The organism is Escherichia sp. MOD1-EC7011, from assembly GCF_002965005.1.
GTDB lineage: Bacteria > Pseudomonadota > Gammaproteobacteria > Enterobacterales > Enterobacteriaceae > Escherichia > Escherichia ruysiae.
Window position 1 is genome coordinate 1 of sequence record NZ_PTRD01000040.1, and the last position, 19811, is coordinate 19811.

Sequence of the window (19811 nt, forward strand, 5' to 3'; positions counted from 1 at the left end):
GAGTAGGGAACTGCCAGGCATCAGATAAAGCGAAAGGCCATCCGTAAGGATGGCCTTTTTGCGTTTCTACAAACTCTTCCTGTCATCATATCTACAAGCCATCCCCCCGCAGATACGGTAAACTAGCCTCGTTTTTGCATCAGGAAAGCAGCTATGAACCACTCCTTAAAACCCTGGAACACATTTGGCATTGATCATAATGCTCAGCACATTGTATGTGCCGAAGACGAACAACAACTACTCAATGCCTGGCAGCATGCAACCGCAGAAGGACAACCCGTTCTTATTCTGGGTGAAGGAAGTAATGTACTTTTTCTGGAAGACTATCGCGGCACGGTGATCATCAACCGGATCAAAGGTGTCGAAATTCATGATGAACCTGATGCGTGGTATTTACATGTAGGAGCCGGAGAAAACTGGCATCGCCTGGTAAAATACACTTTGCAGGAAGGTATGCCTGGTCTGGAAAATCTGGCATTAATTCCTGGTTGTGTCGGCTCATCACCTATCCAGAATATTGGTGCTTATGGCGTAGAATTACAGCGCGTTTGCGATTATGTTGACTGCGTTGAGCTAACGACAGGCAAGCAAGTGCGCTTAACTGCCAAAGAGTGCCGTTTTGGCTATCGCGACAGTATTTTTAAGCATGAATATCAGGACCGCTTCGCCATTGTTGCTGTAGGCCTGCGTCTGCCAAAAGAGTGGCAACCTGTACTGACTTACGGTGACTTAACTCGTCTGGAGCCTTCAACAGTAACGCCACTGCAAGTATTTGATGCGGTGTGCCATATGCGAACTACAAAGCTGCCCGATCCAAAAGTGAACGGCAATGCTGGTAGTTTCTTCAAAAATCCTGTTGTATCTGTGGAAACGGCTAACGCGTTGTTGGCACAATTTCCAACGGCACCGAATTACCCTCAGGCGGATGGTTCAGTAAAACTGGCTGCTGGCTGGCTCATCGATCAGTGTCAGCTAAAAGGGACGCAAATGGGTGGGGCTGCGGTACACCGTCAACAGGCGTTAGTTCTCGTCAATGAAGGCAATGCAAAAAGCGAAGATGTCGTGCAACTGGCACATCATGTAAGACAGAAAGTTGGTGAAAAATTTAATGTCTGGCTTGAGCCCGAAGTTCGCTTTATTGGTGCATCAGGTGAAGTTAGCGCAGTGGAGACGATTTCATGAAGGATAATACCGTTCCACTGAAATTAATCACGCTGTTAGCGAATGGCGAATTTCACTCTGGCGAGCAGCTGGGTGAAACGTTAGGAATGAGCCGGGCGGCCATTAATAAACACATTCAAACACTGCGTGACTGGGGCGTTGATGTCTTTACCGTTCCGGGTAAAGGATACAGCCTGCCTGAGCCCATTCAGTTACTTAATGCTGAACAGATATTGAGTCAGCTGGATGGCGGTAGTGTAGCCGTGCTGCCAGTAATTGACTCCACTAATCAGTACCTTCTTGATCGTATCGAAGAGCTTAAATCGGGCGATGCCTGCGTCGCAGAATATCAGCAGGCAGGCCGTGGTCGCCGTGGTCGGAAATGGTTTTCGCCTTTTGGCGCAAACTTATATTTGTCGATGTTCTGGCGTCTGGAACAAGGCCCGGCTGCGGCAATTGGTTTAAGTCTGGTTATCGGTATCGTGATGGCGGAAGTATTACGCAAGCTGGGTGCAGATAAAGTTCGCGTTAAATGGCCTAATGACCTCTATCTACAGGATCGCAAGCTGGCAGGCATTCTTGTGGAGCTGACTGGCAAAACCGGCGATGCAGCGCAAATAGTCATTGGCGCCGGGATCAACATGGCAATGCGTCGTGTTGAAGAGAGTGTCGTTAACCAGGGATGGATCACATTGCAGGAAGCAGGGATCAATCTTGATCGTAATACGTTGGCGGCCATGCTAATACGTGAATTACGCGCGGCGCTGGAACTCTTCGAGCAAGAAGGATTGGCACCTTATCTTTCGCGTTGGGAAAAGCTGGATAATTTTATTAATCGCCCAGTGAAACTTATCATTGGTGATAAAGAAATATTTGGTATTTCACGCGGAATAGACAAACAGGGCGCTTTATTGCTTGAGCAGGACGGAATAATAAAACCCTGGATGGGTGGTGAAATATCCCTACGTAGCGCAGAATAATAAATAAGGGGAGCATTAGCTCCCCTTTAAATTATTTGCGTAATCTGACTTCTTCTACCGCATGATTAGCACTTTTCGTCAGGATTAAACTGGCTCGCTCGCGAGTAGGTAGAATATTTTGCTTTAAGTTCAGCCAGTTGATCTCTTTCCACAACGTCATGGCAGTCTTAATAGCTTCTTCTTTAGTTAATTTCGCGTAGTTATGGAAATAGGAATCCGGGTCTGTAAAAGCCCCTTCGCGGAATTTCAGAAAACGGTTGATATACCACGTCTGAAGTAAGTCTTCCGGTGCATCAACATATATCGAAAAATCGACGAAATCAGAAACAAATACATGATGTGGGTCGTGCGGATAATCCATCCCACTCTGTAGGACATTTAACCCTTCAAGGATTAAAATATCAGGCTGAACAACGGTTTTATCACCATTTGGGATTACATCATAAATAAGATGCGAGTAAACCGGTGCCGTAACGTTTGGTACACCCGATTTGAGATCGGAAACAAACTTCACCAGACGATGCATATCATACGATTCCGGGAAGCCTTTCTTTTTCATCAACCCGCGTTCTTTAAGCACTTTGTTGGGATGAAGAAAACCATCAGTAGTGATCAGTTCAACACGACGATGTTCCGGCCAACGGCTTAATAGTGCCTGTAATACACGGGCGGTTGTACTTTTCCCTACAGCTACACTGCCTGCGATGCTGATAATGTAAGGAATGCGTTGTCCGTTAGTGCCAAGAAACTGTTCCAGAACTGCCTGACGGCGCAGATTCGAGCTTATATAGAAGTTCAGCAAACGCGACAAAGGCAAATAGATCTCGGCAACTTCTTCTAACGAGAGATCTTCATTTATACCTTTGAGACGGGCGATCTCATCTTCCGATAACGTCATCGGTACGGAATCACGCAGAGCTGCCCACTGGTTGCGGTCAAACTGTAGGTAAGGCGTCATTAACGTTTGCTCTTTTATACTCATAAGCATGTTTCTGACGGTCATAGCTCTATCGGCAAAGCGATATTTGCCATGGCGCGTCACAGTTCTGTTGAATGGGTTAATGGGCAGGAGGGTAACACCAGATGGGGAGGAATAATAAGAAAAAATCGCTTCCGGGAAGCTATCGGTGAAAAGCAATGTGACAGATATTCCATCTGATAAAAAGAATGGTGTTTTAACTGGCGCATATTGTTAAGCAGAACAATGCTGAAAAAATGTGCTAATCTGCTCATTATTCGACTGTTTCTTCATCGAGTTGTTTAAAATGTGACCAACAAAACAAATTATGCAATTTTTTAGTTGCATGAGCTCGCATGTCTCCATAGAATGCGCGCTACTTGATGCCGACTTAGCTCAGTAGGTAGAGCAACTGACTTGTAATCAGTAGGTCACCAGTTCGATTCCGGTAGTCGGCACCATCAAGTCCGGTGGGGTTCCCGAGCGGCCAAAGGGAGCAGACTGTAAATCTGCCGTCACAGACTTCGAAGGTTCGAATCCTTCCCCCACCACCAATTTCGGCCACGCGATGGCGTAGCCCGAGACGATAAGTTCGCTTACCGGCTCGAATAAAGAGAGCTTCTCTCGATATTCAGTGCAGAATGAAAATCAGGTAGCCGAGTTCCAGGATGCGGGCATCGTATAATGGCTATTACCTCAGCCTTCCAAGCTGATGATGCGGGTTCGATTCCCGCTGCCCGCTCCAAGATGTGCTGATATAGCTCAGTTGGTAGAGCGCACCCTTGGTAAGGGTGAGGTCGGCAGTTCGAATCTGCCTATCAGCACCACTTCTTTTCTCCTTCCTGTTTTTTCCTTCTGTTTATTGCATTCAACAAGTCGGGCATGTTGCCTGGTTGATGTGGTGATATCACCGATTTATCCGTGTCTTAGAGGGACAATCGATGTCTAAAGAAAAGTTTGAACGTACAAAACCGCACGTTAACGTCGGTACTATCGGCCACGTTGACCATGGTAAAACAACGCTGACCGCTGCAATCACTACCGTACTGGCTAAAACCTACGGCGGTGCTGCTCGCGCATTCGACCAGATCGATAACGCGCCAGAAGAAAAAGCTCGTGGTATCACCATCAACACTTCTCACGTTGAATACGACACCCCGACCCGTCACTACGCACACGTAGACTGCCCGGGGCACGCCGACTATGTTAAAAACATGATCACCGGTGCTGCGCAGATGGACGGCGCGATCCTGGTTGTTGCTGCGACTGATGGCCCGATGCCGCAGACTCGTGAGCACATCCTGCTGGGTCGTCAGGTAGGCGTTCCGTACATCATCGTGTTCCTGAACAAATGTGACATGGTTGATGACGAAGAGCTGCTGGAACTGGTTGAAATGGAAGTTCGTGAACTTCTGTCTCAGTACGACTTCCCGGGCGACGACACTCCGATCGTTCGTGGTTCTGCTCTGAAAGCGCTGGAAGGCGACGCAGAGTGGGAAGCGAAAATCCTGGAACTGGCTGGCTTCCTGGATTCTTACATTCCGGAACCAGAGCGTGCGATTGACAAGCCGTTCCTGCTGCCGATCGAAGACGTATTCTCCATCTCCGGTCGTGGTACCGTTGTTACCGGTCGTGTAGAACGCGGTATCATCAAAGTTGGTGAAGAAGTTGAAATCGTTGGTATCAAAGAGACTCAGAAGTCTACCTGTACTGGCGTTGAAATGTTCCGCAAACTGCTGGACGAAGGTCGTGCTGGTGAGAACGTAGGTGTTCTGCTGCGTGGTATCAAACGTGAAGAAATCGAACGTGGTCAGGTACTGGCTAAGCCGGGCACCATCAAGCCGCACACCAAGTTCGAATCTGAAGTGTACATTCTGTCCAAAGATGAAGGCGGCCGTCATACTCCGTTCTTCAAAGGCTACCGTCCGCAGTTCTACTTCCGTACTACTGACGTGACTGGCACTATCGAACTGCCGGAAGGCGTAGAGATGGTAATGCCGGGCGACAACATCAAAATGATTGTTACCCTGATCCACCCGATCGCGATGGACGACGGTCTGCGTTTCGCAATCCGTGAAGGCGGCCGTACCGTTGGCGCGGGCGTTGTAGCTAAAGTTCTGAGCTAATTGCCGATAACATTTGACGCAATGCGCAATAAAAGGGCATCATTTGATGCCCTTTTTGCACGCTTTCGTACCAGAACCTGGCTCATCAGTGATTTTCTTTGTCATAATCATTGCTGAGACAGGCTCTGTTGAGGGCGTATAACCCGAAAAGCGAATACGCGTTTCGATTTGGTTTGCCTCGCTATCGCGGGGTGAAAATGTTTGTAGAATACTTCTGACAGGTTGGTTTATGAGTGCGAATACCGAAGCTCAAGGAAGCGGGCGCGGCCTGGAAGCGATGAAGTGGGTCGTTGTGGTGGCATTGCTCCTGGTGGCAATCGTCGGCAACTACCTTTATCGCGACATTATGCTGCCGCTGCGTGCGCTGGCCGTAGTAATTCTGATTGCTGCAGCGGGTGGTGTCGCGCTGTTAACGACAAAAGGTAAAGCAACCGTTGCTTTTGCCCGTGAAGCGCGTACCGAAGTCCGTAAGGTCATTTGGCCGACTCGCCAGGAAACATTGCACACCACGCTGATTGTGGCTGCGGTTACCGCAGTAATGTCACTGATCCTGTGGGGACTGGATGGTATTCTGGTTCGCCTGGTATCCTTTATCACTGGCCTGAGGTTCTGAGATGTCTGAAGCTCCTAAAAAGCGCTGGTACGTCGTTCAGGCGTTTTCCGGTTTTGAAGGCCGCGTAGCAACGTCGCTGCGTGAGCATATCAAATTACACAACATGGAAGAGTTGTTTGGCGAAGTCATGGTTCCGACTGAAGAAGTCGTTGAGATCCGTGGCGGTCAGCGTCGCAAAAGCGAACGCAAATTCTTCCCTGGCTACGTCCTCGTTCAGATGGTGATGAACGACGCGAGCTGGCACCTGGTGCGCAGCGTACCGCGTGTGATGGGCTTCATCGGCGGTACTTCCGATCGTCCTGCGCCAATCAGCGATAAAGAAGTTGATGCGATTATGAACCGCCTGCAGCAGGTTGGTGATAAGCCGCGTCCGAAAACGCTGTTTGAACCGGGTGAAATGGTTCGTGTTAATGATGGTCCGTTCGCTGACTTCAACGGCGTCGTTGAAGAGGTGGATTACGAGAAGTCTCGTCTGAAAGTCTCTGTTTCTATCTTCGGTCGTGCGACCCCGGTAGAGCTGGACTTCAGCCAGGTTGAAAAAGCCTAACCCAGCGATCAAAAAAGCGGCGATTTAATCGTTGCACAAGGCGTGAGATTGGAATACAATTTCGCGCCTTTTGTTTTTATGGGCCTTGCCCGTAAAACGATTTTTTATATCACGGGGAGCCTCTCAGAGGCGTTATTACCCAACTTGAGGAATTTATAATGGCTAAGAAAGTACAAGCCTATGTCAAGCTGCAGGTTGCAGCTGGTATGGCTAACCCGAGTCCGCCAGTAGGTCCGGCTCTGGGTCAGCAGGGCGTAAACATCATGGAATTCTGCAAAGCGTTCAACGCAAAAACTGATTCCATCGAAAAAGGTCTGCCGATTCCGGTAGTTATCACCGTTTACGCTGACCGTTCTTTCACTTTCGTTACCAAGACTCCGCCGGCAGCAGTTCTGCTGAAAAAAGCGGCTGGTATCAAGTCTGGTTCCGGTAAGCCGAACAAAGACAAAGTGGGTAAAATTTCCCGCGCTCAGCTGCAGGAAATCGCGCAGACCAAAGCTGCCGACATGACTGGTGCCGACATTGAAGCGATGACTCGCTCCATCGAAGGTACTGCACGTTCCATGGGCCTGGTAGTGGAGGACTAAGAAATGGCTAAACTGACCAAGCGCATGCGTGTTATCCGCGAGAAAGTTGATGCGACCAAACAGTACGACATCAACGAAGCTATCGCTCTGCTGAAAGAGCTGGCGACTGCTAAATTCGTAGAAAGCGTGGACGTTGCTGTTAACCTCGGCATCGACGCTCGTAAATCTGACCAGAACGTACGTGGTGCAACTGTACTGCCGCACGGTACTGGCCGTTCCGTTCGCGTAGCTGTATTTACCCAGGGCGCAAACGCTGAAGCTGCTAAAGCTGCAGGCGCTGAACTGGTAGGTATGGAAGATCTGGCTGACCAGATCAAGAAAGGCGAAATGAACTTTGACGTTGTTATTGCTTCTCCGGATGCAATGCGCGTTGTTGGCCAGCTGGGCCAGGTTCTGGGTCCGCGCGGCCTGATGCCGAACCCGAAAGTGGGTACTGTAACCCCGAACGTTGCTGAAGCGGTTAAAAACGCTAAAGCTGGCCAGGTTCGTTACCGTAACGACAAAAACGGCATCATCCACACCACCATTGGTAAAGTGGACTTTGACGCTGACAAACTGAAAGAAAACCTGGAAGCTCTGCTGGTTGCGCTGAAAAAAGCAAAACCGACTCAGGCGAAAGGTGTGTACATCAAGAAAGTTAGCATCTCCACCACCATGGGTGCAGGTGTTGCAGTTGACCAGGCTGGCCTGAGCGCTTCTGCAAACTAATACCTTTACGTGGGCGGTGATTTTGTCTACAATCTTACCCCCACGTATAATGCTTAATGCAGACGTATATCCGAGATATTCGGGTTGTGGCAAGGCGGCAACTGAGTGAGTCGCCAGGAACATAGCTAACTATGTGACTGGTGCGAACGAAGGAAGCCAACGCCGGCACAAGCTGAATAGCGACGGATAGAAAAGATTTGTTCGTTGGAGCCTGGCCTATCCAGGCCTCCGTCGAAGACCGCAGGAGTTTCGTAAGAAACTTAATCCCCTGCGTAGACGGTGACAGAACGCTAAGATTATTCTTTTATATTCTGGCTTGTTTCTGCTCACCGTAATTAAGACGCTCTCTCCATTTGGAGGAGTGAAGTGAGTTCCAGAGATTTTCTCTGGCAAACATCCAGGAGCAAAGCTAATGGCTTTAAATCTTCAAGACAAACAAGCGATTGTTGCTGAAGTCAGCGAAGTAGCCAAAGGCGCGCTGTCTGCAGTGGTTGCGGATTCCCGTGGCGTAACTGTAGATAAAATGACTGAACTGCGTAAAGCAGGTCGCGAAGCTGGCGTATACATGCGTGTTGTTCGTAACACCCTGCTGCGCCGTGCTGTTGAAGGTACTCCGTTCGAGTGCCTGAAAGACGCGTTTGTTGGTCCGACCCTGATTGCATACTCTATGGAACACCCGGGCGCTGCAGCTCGTCTGTTCAAAGAGTTCGCGAAAGCGAATGCAAAATTTGAGGTCAAAGCCGCTGCCTTTGAAGGTGAGCTGATCCCGGCGTCTCAGATCGACCGCCTGGCAACTCTGCCGACCTACGAAGAAGCAATTGCACGCCTGATGGCAACCATGAAAGAAGCTTCGGCTGGCAAACTGGTTCGTACTCTGGCTGCTGTACGCGATGCGAAAGAAGCTGCTTAATCGCAGTTATCTTTTTAACGCATTCGCTTACGTATAAACTTATTCTGATATTCAGGAACAATTTAAATGTCTATCACTAAAGATCAAATCATTGAAGCAGTTGCAGCTATGTCTGTAATGGACGTTGTAGAACTGATCTCTGCAATGGAAGAAAAATTCGGTGTTTCCGCTGCTGCTGCTGTAGCTGTAGCTGCTGGCCCGGTTGAAGCTGCTGAAGAAAAAACTGAATTCGACGTAATTCTGAAAGCTGCTGGCGCTAACAAAGTTGCTGTTATCAAAGCAGTACGTGGCGCAACTGGCCTGGGTCTGAAAGAAGCTAAAGACCTGGTAGAATCTGCTCCAGCTGCTCTGAAAGAAGGCGTGAGCAAAGACGACGCAGAAGCACTGAAAAAAGCTCTGGAAGAAGCTGGCGCTGAAGTTGAAGTTAAATAAGCCAACCCTTCCGGTTGCAGCCTGAGAAATCAGGCTGATGGCTGGTGACTTTTTAGTCACCAGCCTTTTTGCGCTGTAAGGCGCCAGTAGCGTTTCACACTGTTTGACTACTGCTGTGCCTTTCAATGCTTGTTTCTATCGACGACTTAATATACTGCGACAGAACGCCCGTTCTGTGTAAATCGCAATGAAATGGTTTAAGCGTGATAGCAACAGGCATTGCGGAAAGTATCCATTTTCCGGTCAACAAAATAGTGTTGCACAAACTGTCCGCTCAGTGGACAGATGGGTCGACTTGTCAGCGAGCTGAGGAACCCTATGGTTTACTCCTATACCGAGAAAAAACGTATTCGTAAGGATTTTGGTAAACGTCCACAAGTTCTGGATGTACCTTATCTCCTTTCTATCCAGCTTGACTCGTTTCAGAAATTTATCGAGCAAGATCCTGAAGGGCAGTATGGTCTGGAAGCTGCTTTCCGTTCCGTATTCCCGATTCAGAGCTACAGCGGTAATTCCGAGCTGCAATACGTCAGCTACCGCCTTGGCGAACCGGTGTTTGACGTCCAGGAATGTCAAATCCGTGGCGTGACCTATTCCGCACCGCTGCGCGTTAAACTGCGTCTGGTGATCTATGAGCGCGAAGCGCCGGAAGGCACCGTAAAAGACATTAAAGAACAAGAAGTCTACATGGGCGAAATTCCGCTCATGACGGACAACGGTACCTTTGTTATCAACGGTACTGAGCGTGTTATCGTTTCTCAGCTGCACCGTAGTCCGGGCGTCTTCTTTGACTCCGACAAAGGTAAAACCCACTCTTCGGGTAAAGTGCTGTATAACGCGCGTATCATTCCTTACCGTGGTTCCTGGCTGGACTTCGAATTCGATCCGAAGGACAACCTGTTCGTACGTATCGACCGTCGCCGTAAACTGCCTGCGACCATCATTCTGCGTGCACTGAACTACACCACTGAACAGATCCTCGACCTGTTCTTTGAAAAAGTTATCTTTGAAATCCGTGATAACAAGCTGCAGATGGAACTGGTGCCGGAACGCCTGCGTGGTGAAACTGCATCTTTTGACATCGAAGCTAACGGTAAAGTGTACGTAGAAAAAGGCCGCCGTATTACTGCGCGCCACATTCGCCAACTGGAAAAAGACGACGTCAAACTGATTGAAGTTCCGGTTGAGTACATCGCAGGTAAAGTGGTCGCTAAAGACTATATTGATGAGTCTACCGGCGAGCTGATCTGCGCAGCGAACATGGAACTGAGCCTGGATCTGTTGGCTAAGCTGAGCCAGTCTGGTCACAAGCGTATCGAAACGCTGTTTACTAACGATCTGGATCACGGCCCATATATCTCTGAAACCTTACGTGTCGACCCAACTAACGACCGTCTGAGCGCACTGGTAGAAATCTACCGCATGATGCGTCCTGGCGAGCCGCCGACTCGTGAAGCTGCTGAAAGCCTGTTCGAGAACCTGTTCTTCTCTGAAGACCGCTATGATCTGTCTGCGGTTGGTCGTATGAAGTTCAACCGTTCTCTGCTGCGCGAAGAAATCGAAGGTTCCGGTATCCTGAGCAAAGACGACATCATTGATGTTATGAAAAAGCTCATCGATATCCGTAACGGTAAAGGCGAAGTCGATGATATCGACCACCTCGGCAACCGTCGTATCCGTTCCGTTGGCGAAATGGCGGAAAACCAGTTCCGCGTTGGCCTGGTACGTGTAGAGCGTGCGGTGAAAGAGCGTCTGTCTCTGGGCGATCTGGATACCCTGATGCCTCAGGATATGATCAACGCCAAGCCGATTTCCGCAGCAGTGAAAGAGTTCTTCGGTTCCAGCCAGTTGTCTCAGTTTATGGACCAGAACAACCCGCTGTCTGAGATTACGCACAAACGTCGTATCTCTGCACTTGGCCCAGGCGGTCTGACCCGTGAACGTGCAGGCTTCGAAGTTCGAGACGTACACCCGACTCACTACGGTCGCGTATGTCCAATCGAAACCCCTGAAGGTCCGAACATCGGTCTGATCAACTCCCTGTCCGTGTACGCACAGACTAACGAATACGGCTTCCTTGAGACTCCGTATCGTAAAGTGACTGACGGTGTTGTAACCGACGAAATTCACTACCTGTCTGCTATCGAAGAAGGCAACTACGTTATCGCTCAGGCGAACTCCAACCTGGATGAAGAAGGCCACTTCGTAGAAGACCTGGTAACTTGCCGTAGCAAAGGCGAATCCAGCTTGTTCAGCCGCGACCAGGTTGACTACATGGACGTATCCACCCAGCAGGTGGTATCCGTCGGTGCGTCCCTGATCCCGTTCCTTGAACACGATGACGCCAACCGTGCATTGATGGGTGCGAACATGCAACGTCAGGCCGTTCCGACTCTGCGCGCTGATAAGCCGCTGGTTGGTACGGGTATGGAACGTGCTGTTGCCGTTGACTCCGGTGTAACTGCGGTTGCTAAACGTGGTGGTGTCGTTCAGTACGTGGATGCTTCCCGTATCGTTATCAAAGTTAACGAAGATGAGATGTATCCGGGTGAAGCAGGTATCGACATCTACAACCTGACCAAGTACACCCGTTCTAACCAGAACACCTGTATCAACCAGATGCCGTGTGTGTCTCTGGGTGAACCGGTAGAACGTGGCGACGTGCTGGCAGACGGTCCGTCCACCGACCTCGGTGAACTGGCGCTTGGTCAGAACATGCGCGTAGCGTTCATGCCGTGGAATGGTTACAACTTCGAAGACTCCATCCTCGTATCCGAGCGTGTTGTTCAGGAAGACCGTTTCACCACTATTCACATCCAGGAACTGGCGTGTGTGTCCCGTGACACCAAGCTGGGGCCGGAAGAGATCACCGCTGACATCCCGAACGTGGGTGAAGCTGCGCTCTCCAAACTGGATGAATCCGGTATCGTTTACATTGGTGCGGAAGTAACCGGTGGCGACATTCTGGTTGGTAAGGTAACGCCGAAAGGTGAAACTCAGCTGACCCCAGAAGAAAAACTGCTGCGTGCGATCTTCGGTGAGAAAGCGTCTGACGTTAAAGACTCTTCTCTGCGCGTACCAAACGGTGTATCCGGTACGGTTATCGACGTTCAGGTCTTTACTCGCGATGGCGTAGAAAAAGACAAACGTGCGCTGGAAATCGAAGAAATGCAGCTCAAACAGGCGAAGAAAGACCTGTCTGAAGAACTGCAGATCCTCGAAGCGGGTCTGTTCAGCCGTATCCGTGCTGTGCTGGTAGCCGGTGGCGTTGAAGCTGAGAAGCTCGACAAACTGCCGCGCGATCGCTGGCTGGAGCTGGGCCTGACCGACGAAGAGAAACAAAATCAGCTGGAACAGCTGGCTGAGCAGTATGACGAACTGAAACACGAGTTCGAGAAGAAACTCGAAGCGAAACGCCGCAAAATCACCCAGGGCGACGATCTGGCACCGGGCGTGCTGAAGATTGTTAAGGTATATCTGGCGGTTAAACGCCGTATCCAGCCTGGTGACAAGATGGCAGGTCGTCACGGTAACAAGGGTGTAATTTCTAAGATCAACCCGATCGAAGATATGCCTTACGATGAAAACGGTACGCCGGTAGACATCGTACTGAACCCGCTGGGCGTACCGTCTCGTATGAACATCGGTCAGATTCTGGAAACCCACCTGGGTATGGCTGCGAAAGGTATCGGCGACAAGATCAACGCCATGCTGAAACAGCAGCAAGAAGTCGCGAAACTGCGCGAGTTCATCCAGCGTGCGTACGATCTGGGCGCTGACGTTCGTCAGAAAGTTGACCTGAGTACCTTCAGCGATGAAGAAGTTATGCGTCTGGCTGAAAACCTGCGCAAAGGTATGCCGATCGCAACGCCGGTGTTCGACGGTGCGAAAGAAGCAGAAATTAAAGAGCTGCTGAAACTTGGCGACCTGCCGACTTCTGGTCAGATCCGCCTGTACGACGGCCGCACTGGTGAACAGTTCGAACGTCCGGTAACCGTAGGTTACATGTACATGCTGAAACTGAACCACCTGGTCGACGATAAGATGCACGCGCGTTCCACTGGTTCTTACAGTCTGGTTACTCAGCAGCCGCTGGGTGGTAAGGCACAGTTCGGTGGTCAGCGTTTCGGGGAGATGGAAGTGTGGGCGCTGGAAGCATACGGCGCGGCATACACTCTGCAGGAAATGCTCACCGTTAAGTCTGATGACGTAAACGGTCGTACCAAGATGTATAAGAACATCGTGGACGGCAACCATCAGATGGAGCCGGGCATGCCAGAATCCTTCAACGTATTGTTGAAAGAGATTCGTTCGCTGGGTATTAACATCGAACTGGAAGACGAGTAATTCTCGCTCAAACAGGTCACTGCTGTCGGGGTAAAACCCGGCAGCGGATTGTGCTAACTCCGACGGGAGCAAATCCGTGAAAGATTTATTAAAGTTTCTGAAAGCGCAGACTAAAACCGAAGAGTTTGATGCGATCAAAATTGCTCTGGCATCGCCAGACATGATCCGTTCATGGTCTTTCGGTGAAGTTAAAAAGCCGGAAACCATCAACTACCGTACGTTCAAACCAGAACGTGACGGCCTTTTCTGCGCCCGTATCTTTGGGCCGGTAAAAGATTACGAGTGCCTGTGCGGTAAGTACAAGCGCCTGAAACACCGTGGCGTCATCTGTGAGAAGTGCGGCGTTGAAGTGACCCAGACCAAAGTACGCCGTGAGCGTATGGGCCACATCGAGCTGGCTTCTCCGACTGCGCACATCTGGTTCCTGAAATCTCTGCCGTCCCGTATCGGCCTGCTGCTCGATATGCCGCTGCGCGATATCGAACGCGTGCTGTACTTCGAATCCTATGTGGTAATCGAAGGCGGTATGACCAACCTGGAACGCCAGCAGATCCTGACTGAAGAGCAGTATCTGGACGCGCTGGAAGAGTTCGGTGACGAATTCGACGCGAAAATGGGTGCGGAAGCAATCCAGGCTCTGCTGAAGAGCATGGATCTGGAGCAAGAGTGCGAACAGCTGCGTGAAGAGCTGAACGAAACTAACTCCGAAACCAAGCGCAAGAAGCTGACCAAGCGTATCAAACTGCTGGAAGCGTTCGTTCAGTCTGGTAACAAGCCAGAGTGGATGATCCTGACCGTTCTGCCGGTACTGCCGCCAGATCTGCGTCCGCTGGTTCCGCTGGATGGTGGTCGTTTCGCGACTTCTGACCTGAACGATCTGTATCGTCGTGTCATTAACCGTAACAACCGTCTGAAACGTCTGCTGGATCTGGCTGCGCCGGATATCATCGTACGCAACGAAAAACGTATGCTGCAGGAAGCGGTAGACGCCCTGCTGGATAACGGTCGTCGCGGTCGTGCGATCACCGGTTCTAACAAGCGTCCTCTGAAATCTTTGGCCGACATGATCAAAGGTAAACAGGGTCGTTTCCGTCAGAACCTGCTCGGTAAGCGTGTTGACTACTCCGGTCGTTCTGTAATCACCGTAGGTCCATACCTGCGTCTGCATCAGTGCGGTCTGCCGAAGAAAATGGCGCTGGAGCTGTTCAAACCGTTCATCTACGGCAAGCTGGAACTGCGTGGTCTTGCTACCACCATTAAAGCTGCTAAGAAAATGGTTGAGCGCGAAGAAGCTGTCGTTTGGGATATCCTGGACGAAGTTATCCGCGAACACCCGGTACTGCTGAACCGTGCACCGACTCTGCACCGTCTGGGTATCCAGGCATTTGAACCGGTTCTGATCGAAGGTAAAGCTATCCAGCTGCACCCGCTGGTTTGTGCGGCATATAACGCCGACTTCGATGGTGACCAGATGGCTGTTCACGTACCGCTGACGCTGGAAGCCCAGCTGGAAGCGCGTGCGCTGATGATGTCTACCAACAACATCCTGTCCCCGGCGAACGGCGAACCAATCATCGTTCCGTCTCAGGACGTTGTACTGGGTCTGTACTACATGACCCGTGACTGTGTTAACGCCAAAGGCGAAGGCATGGTGCTGACTGGCCCGAAAGAAGCAGAACGTATTTATCGCGCTGGTCTGGCTTCTCTGCATGCGCGCGTTAAAGTGCGTATCACCGAGTATGAAAAAGATGCTAACGGTGAATTAGTAGCGAAAACCAGCCTGAAAGACACGACTGTTGGCCGTGCCATTCTGTGGATGATTGTACCGAAAGGTCTGCCTTACTCCATCGTCAACCAGGCGCTGGGTAAAAAAGCAATCTCCAAAATGCTGAACACCTGCTACCGCATTCTCGGCCTGAAACCGACCGTTATTTTTGCGGACCAGATCATGTACACCGGCTTTGCATATGCAGCGCGTTCCGGTGCATCGGTTGGTATCGATGACATGGTCATCCCGGAGAAGAAACACGAAATCATCTCCGAGGCAGAAGCAGAAGTTGCTGAAATTCAGGAGCAGTTCCAGTCTGGTCTGGTAACTGCGGGCGAACGCTACAACAAAGTTATCGATATCTGGGCTGCGGCGAACGATCGTGTATCCAAAGCGATGATGGATAACCTGCAAACTGAAACCGTTATTAACCGTGACGGTCAGGAAGAGAAGCAGGTATCGTTCAACAGCATCTACATGATGGCCGACTCCGGTGCGCGTGGTTCTGCGGCACAGATTCGTCAGCTTGCTGGTATGCGTGGTCTGATGGCGAAGCCGGATGGCTCCATCATCGAAACGCCAATCACCGCGAACTTCCGTGAAGGCCTGAACGTACTCCAGTACTTCATCTCCACCCACGGTGCTCGTAAAGGTCTGGCGGATACCGCACTGAAAACTGCGAACTCCGGTTACCTGACTCGTCGTCTGGTTGACGTGGCGCAGGACCTGGTGGTTACTGAAGACGATTGTGGTACTCATGAAGGTATCATGATGACTCCGGTTATCGAGGGTGGCGATGTTAAAGAGCCGCTGCGCGATCGCGTACTGGGTCGTGTAACTGCAGAAGACGTTCTGAAGCCGGGTACTGCCGATATCCTCGTTCCGCGCAACACGCTGCTGCATGAACAGTGGTGTGACCTGCTGGAAGAGAACTCTGTCGACGCGGTTAAAGTACGTTCTGTTGTATCCTGTGACACCGACTTTGGTGTATGTGCGCACTGCTACGGTCGTGACCTGGCGCGTGGCCACATCATCAACAAAGGTGAAGCAATCGGTGTTATCGCGGCACAGTCCATCGGTGAACCGGGTACACAGCTGACCATGCGTACGTTCCACATCGGTGGTGCGGCATCTCGTGCGGCTGCTGAATCCAGCATCCAGGTGAAAAACAAAGGTAGCATCAAGCTCAGCAACGTGAAGTCGGTTGTGAACTCCAGCGGTAAACTGGTTATCACTTCCCGTAACACCGAACTGAAACTGATCGACGAATTTGGTCGTACCAAAGAAAGCTACAAAGTGCCTTACGGTGCGGTACTGGCGAAAGGTGATGGCGAACAGGTTGCAGGCGGCGAAACCGTTGCAAACTGGGACCCGCACACCATGCCGGTTATCACTGAAGTAAGCGGTTTTGTTCGCTTCACCGATATGATTGACGGTCAGACCATTACTCGTCAGACCGACGAATTGACCGGTCTGTCTTCGCTGGTAGTTCTGGATTCCGCAGAACGTACCGCAGGTGGTAAAGATCTGCGTCCGGCACTGAAAATCGTTGATGCTCAGGGTAACGACGTTCTGATCCCTGGTACTGATATGCCTGCGCAGTACTTCCTGCCGGGTAAAGCGATTGTTCAGCTGGAAGATGGCGTACAGATCAGCTCTGGTGACACCCTGGCGCGTATTCCGCAGGAATCTGGCGGTACTAAGGACATCACCGGTGGTCTGCCGCGCGTTGCGGATCTGTTCGAAGCACGTCGTCCGAAAGAGCCGGCAATCCTGGCTGAAATCAGCGGTGTCGTTTCCTTCGGTAAAGAAACCAAAGGTAAACGTCGTCTGGTTATCACTCCGGTAGACGGCAGCGAACCTTACGAAGAGATGATTCCGAAATGGCGTCAGCTCAACGTGTTCGAAGGTGAACGTGTAGAACGTGGTGACGTCATTTCCGATGGTCCGGAAGCGCCGCACGACATTCTGCGTCTGCGTGGTGTTCATGCTGTGACTCGTTACATCGTTAACGAAGTACAGGACGTATACCGTCTACAGGGCGTTAAGATTAACGATAAACACATCGAAGTTATCGTTCGTCAGATGCTGCGTAAAGCCACCATCGTTAATGCGGGTAGCTCCGACTTCCTGGAAGGCGAACAGGTTGAATACTCTCGCGTCAAGATCGCAAACCGCGAACTGGAAGCGAACGGCAAAGTGGGTGCAACTTATGCCCGCGATCTGCTGGGTATCACCAAAGCGTCTCTGGCAACCGAGTCGTTCATCTCTGCGGCATCGTTCCAGGAGACCACTCGCGTACTGACCGAAGCAGCTGTTGCGGGCAAACGCGATGAACTGCGCGGTCTGAAAGAGAACGTTATCGTAGGTCGTCTGATCCCGGCAGGTACGGGTTATGCGTATCACCAGGATCGTATGCGCCGCCGTGCTGCGGGCGAAGCTCCGGCTGCACCGCAGGTGACTGCAGAAGACGCGTCTGCCAGCCTGGCAGAACTGCTGAACGCAGGTCTGGGCGGTTCTGATAACGAGTAATCGTTAATCCGCAAATAACGTAAAAACCCGCTTCGGCGGGTTTTTTTATGGGGGTTATTCAGAGGGCAAAGCCTTCACGGGAAATATTAAGAAAGGCAGGGCGAAACGAGGAAGAAGCTTTTCGCCCTGGACAACATTCCTGCTGACGGTACTACCATAAAAAATGCAACGCTTTCAACAACATTCCGTTTTTCATCTTCCGTAGCAGCTCGGAATAAATTTACGTTCTTACATTCTGTCTCATGGCCTTTGCGAGGCGCGTCCCAGATAGTTGTCCCAGTCTTTCCATACCGGCTGCAAACCCTGAGCGATTAATGCGGCAGCAACCGTTTCAGGTCGGCGATCGTCGTGCGGTGAGAACTGTTCCAGCTCGGGGTGATTGTCGGCATAGCCACCTGGCTGCGTTTTCGAGAAGGCGCTGACGTTATTAATTGCCAGCGGAATAACGCGATCGCGAAACCACGGTGATTCCCGCGTGGAGAGTGAGAGTTCAATCTCCGGTGCAAGCAGACGGAAGGCGCAGATGGTTTGCACTAACTGGCGTTCATCCATAATCGACGCTGGCTCAATGCCGCCAGTACACGGGCGCAGGCGCGGGAAGGAGACGGAATAACGACTTTGCCAGTAATGCTGTTGCAGCCACAGTAAATGCTCGGCAACCATATAGCAGTCAACGCGCCAGCTGTCAGAAAGGCCGATTAGCGCGCCGAGGCCTATCTTATCAATCCCCGCGCGACCCAGCCGATCCGGCGTTTCCAGTCGCCAGAAAAAGTCCTGTTTTTTACCTTTCAGATGATGGCGGGCATATGTCGCCTCGTGATACGTCTCCTGATAAACCATTACCCCATCGAGACCAAGTTGCTTTAACTCGGCGTATTCCGCTTCCGCCAGCGGCTGTACTTCCATCTGTAGTGAAGAGAACTGTTCACGCAGGGCAGGGAGATGACGACGAAAGTAATCCATTCCCACTTTTGCCTGATGTTCACCAGTGACCAGCAACAGATGCTCAAAGCCCATTTCCCGAATAGCGGCGCTTTCTCTGGCGATATCTGCTTCATCCAGCGTTTTGCGCTTGATGCGATTGCTCATGGAAAATCCACAGTACGTGCAGTCGTTAGCGCAAAGATTGGAAAGATAAAGCGGGACGTAGAAGCTGACGACGTTGCCAAATCGCTGACGAGTCAGACGCTGCGCCCGTTGAGCCAGTGGTTCCAGGTATTCACTGGCGGCTGGCGATAACAGCGCCATCATGTCGTCGCGGGTAAGTGGCGCTGTACTCAGCGCCCGCTCTACGTCAGCAGCCGTTTTGCTGTTGATACACAGGCGGATGTCGTCCCAGTCCTGTTGTCGCCAGCGGTCGCTGAAGGTTTTCATGCCGATGCCTCCAGAAATCCGGTCAGTGGGCTGGTGGCATGAGCAAAATGACTGCGGCTGCCAGGTCCGGCCTGACGTGCCAGCAGGCCCGCTTCTACCGCCAGGCGAAATGCCTTCGCCATGGTGACGGGATCGTCCGCGACGGCAATTGCCGTATTCACTAACACCGCATCGGCGCCCATTTCCAGCGCCTGCGCGGCATGGCTTGGAACGCCGATGCCAGCATCAACAACCACCGGAACCGTGGCTTGCTGGATAATAATCTCCAGCATGGCACGGGTTTCCAGTCCCTGATTCGAGCCAATCGGCGCGCCGAGCGGCATCACCGCTGCACAGCCGACTTCTTCCAGACGTTTACACAATACCGGATCGGCCCCGCAGTAAGGCAGCACGACAAATCCCTGTTGTACCAGTGTTTCGGCGGCTTTCAGAGTTTCGATGGGATCGGGCAACAGCCAGCGGGCGTCAGGGTGAATCTCTAATTTTAGCCAGTTTGTGCCTAATGCTTCACGTGCCAGATGGGCGGCGAAAATGGCTTCTTCCGCTGTTTTCGCCCCGGAAGTATTCGGCAGCAGGGTCACACCCGCCGCGATAAGCGGTTCGAGGATAGCATCGTTGTGCTGGCGCAAGTCGACACGTTTCATCGCCAGTGTCACCAGCTGGCTGCCGGAAGCGCGGATCGCCTCCACCATCAGTTGTGAAGAAGCGAATTTCCCGGTGCCGGTAAACAGATGTGAATCAAACGTTTTGTCCGCAATACGTAACATC

Annotated in this window: 15 protein-coding genes and 4 tRNA genes; 15 read left to right on the forward strand and 4 right to left on the reverse strand. The window is 51.3% G+C overall.

The window, feature by feature from the left end; translation table 11 throughout:
* Nucleotides 1–153 precede the first annotated feature (153 nt).
* Nucleotides 154–1182, forward strand: a complete 1029-nt coding sequence (gene murB / locus A7098_RS18920) for a UDP-N-acetylmuramate dehydrogenase (RefSeq protein WP_032227096.1) — start codon at nt 154–156, stop codon at nt 1180–1182.
* Nucleotides 1179–2141, forward strand: coding sequence for a bifunctional biotin--[acetyl-CoA-carboxylase] ligase/biotin operon repressor BirA (gene birA, locus A7098_RS18925; protein ID WP_032227097.1), 963 nt, complete (start codon nt 1179–1181; stop codon nt 2139–2141). Before murB ends, birA begins: the two co-directional genes overlap by 4 nt.
* Nucleotides 2142–2172: 31 nt before the next feature.
* Here birA and coaA read toward each other — a convergent pair whose 3' ends face one another.
* Both coaA and A7098_RS24295 read right to left on the reverse strand, forming a co-directional pair.
* Nucleotides 2173–3123, reverse strand: coding sequence for a type I pantothenate kinase (coaA, locus tag A7098_RS18930; protein ID WP_000023078.1), 951 nt, complete (start codon nt 3121–3123; stop codon nt 2173–2175).
* A gap of 210 nt (nt 3124–3333) precedes the next feature.
* The gene (locus A7098_RS24295; RefSeq protein WP_032227099.1) at nt 3334–3465 is read right to left on the reverse strand and encodes a hypothetical protein; all 132 of its coding nucleotides are present in this window, start codon (nt 3463–3465) and stop codon (nt 3334–3336) included.
* Nucleotides 3466–3484: 19 nt separating this feature from the next.
* Here A7098_RS24295 and A7098_RS18940 point away from each other — a divergent pair.
* The 13 genes from A7098_RS18940 (at nt 3485) to rpoC (ending at nt 17669) form a co-directional block, all read left to right on the forward strand.
* Nucleotides 3485–3560: transfer RNA gene (locus A7098_RS18940), tRNA-Thr, on the forward strand.
* 8 nt (nt 3561–3568) lie between these two features.
* Nucleotides 3569–3653 (forward strand) — tRNA-Tyr (locus A7098_RS18945).
* 116 nt (nt 3654–3769) lie between these two features.
* Nucleotides 3770–3844, forward strand: a tRNA-Gly gene (locus A7098_RS18950).
* Between the two features lie 6 nt (nt 3845–3850).
* A tRNA-Thr gene (locus A7098_RS18955) sits at nt 3851–3926 on the forward strand.
* Between the two features lie 114 nt (nt 3927–4040).
* Nucleotides 4041–5225: an elongation factor Tu gene (gene tuf / locus A7098_RS18960; protein WP_105281277.1), complete on the forward strand. Its 1185-nt coding sequence runs from the start codon at nt 4041–4043 to the stop codon at nt 5223–5225.
* Between the two features lie 229 nt (nt 5226–5454).
* Nucleotides 5455–5838 carry a preprotein translocase subunit SecE gene (secE, locus tag A7098_RS18965; protein ID WP_001275702.1) on the forward strand — a complete coding sequence of 128 codons (384 nt, stop codon included), beginning with the start codon at nt 5455–5457 and terminating at the stop codon, nt 5836–5838.
* Between the two features lies 1 nt (nt 5839).
* Nucleotides 5840–6385, forward strand: a complete 546-nt coding sequence (gene nusG, locus A7098_RS18970; RefSeq protein ID WP_001287521.1) for a transcription termination/antitermination protein NusG — start codon at nt 5840–5842, stop codon at nt 6383–6385.
* Between the two features lie 158 nt (nt 6386–6543).
* Nucleotides 6544–6972 carry a 50S ribosomal protein L11 gene (rplK, locus tag A7098_RS18975; RefSeq protein WP_001085926.1) on the forward strand — a complete coding sequence of 143 codons (429 nt, stop codon included), beginning with the start codon at nt 6544–6546 and terminating at the stop codon, nt 6970–6972.
* A gap of 3 nt (nt 6973–6975) precedes the next feature.
* Nucleotides 6976–7680, forward strand: a complete 705-nt coding sequence (rplA, locus tag A7098_RS18980) for a 50S ribosomal protein L1 (protein ID WP_001096683.1) — start codon at nt 6976–6978, stop codon at nt 7678–7680.
* A 412-nt stretch (nt 7681–8092) separates the two neighbouring features.
* A complete protein-coding gene (gene rplJ / locus A7098_RS18990) occupies nt 8093–8590 on the forward strand; it encodes a 50S ribosomal protein L10 (RefSeq protein ID WP_001207201.1) in 498 nt (165 codons plus the stop codon).
* 66 nt (nt 8591–8656) lie between these two features.
* The gene (rplL, locus tag A7098_RS18995; RefSeq protein ID WP_000028878.1) at nt 8657–9022 is read left to right on the forward strand and encodes a 50S ribosomal protein L7/L12; all 366 of its coding nucleotides are present in this window, start codon (nt 8657–8659) and stop codon (nt 9020–9022) included.
* Between the two features lie 318 nt (nt 9023–9340).
* Entirely contained in the window at nt 9341–13369 is a 4029-nt protein-coding gene (gene rpoB, locus A7098_RS19000) for a DNA-directed RNA polymerase subunit beta (RefSeq protein ID WP_000263098.1), read from the forward strand.
* Nucleotides 13370–13445: 76 nt separating this feature from the next.
* Nucleotides 13446–17669, forward strand: coding sequence for a DNA-directed RNA polymerase subunit beta' (rpoC, locus tag A7098_RS19005; protein WP_000653937.1), 4224 nt, complete (start codon nt 13446–13448; stop codon nt 17667–17669).
* Nucleotides 17670–17909: 240 nt separating this feature from the next.
* Here the strand turns inward: rpoC and thiH are convergent, their stop codons facing one another.
* Both thiH and thiG read right to left on the reverse strand, forming a co-directional pair.
* On the reverse strand, nt 17910–19043 hold the full coding sequence (gene thiH, locus A7098_RS19010; protein WP_105281278.1) for a 2-iminoacetate synthase ThiH: 1134 nt from the start codon (nt 19041–19043) through the stop codon (nt 17910–17912).
* The gene (gene thiG / locus A7098_RS19015; RefSeq protein WP_032226627.1) at nt 19040–19810 is read right to left on the reverse strand and encodes a thiazole synthase; all 771 of its coding nucleotides are present in this window, start codon (nt 19808–19810) and stop codon (nt 19040–19042) included. The genes thiH and thiG overlap by 4 nt, the downstream gene beginning before the upstream one ends.
* Nucleotide 19811: the final 1 nt, after the last annotated feature.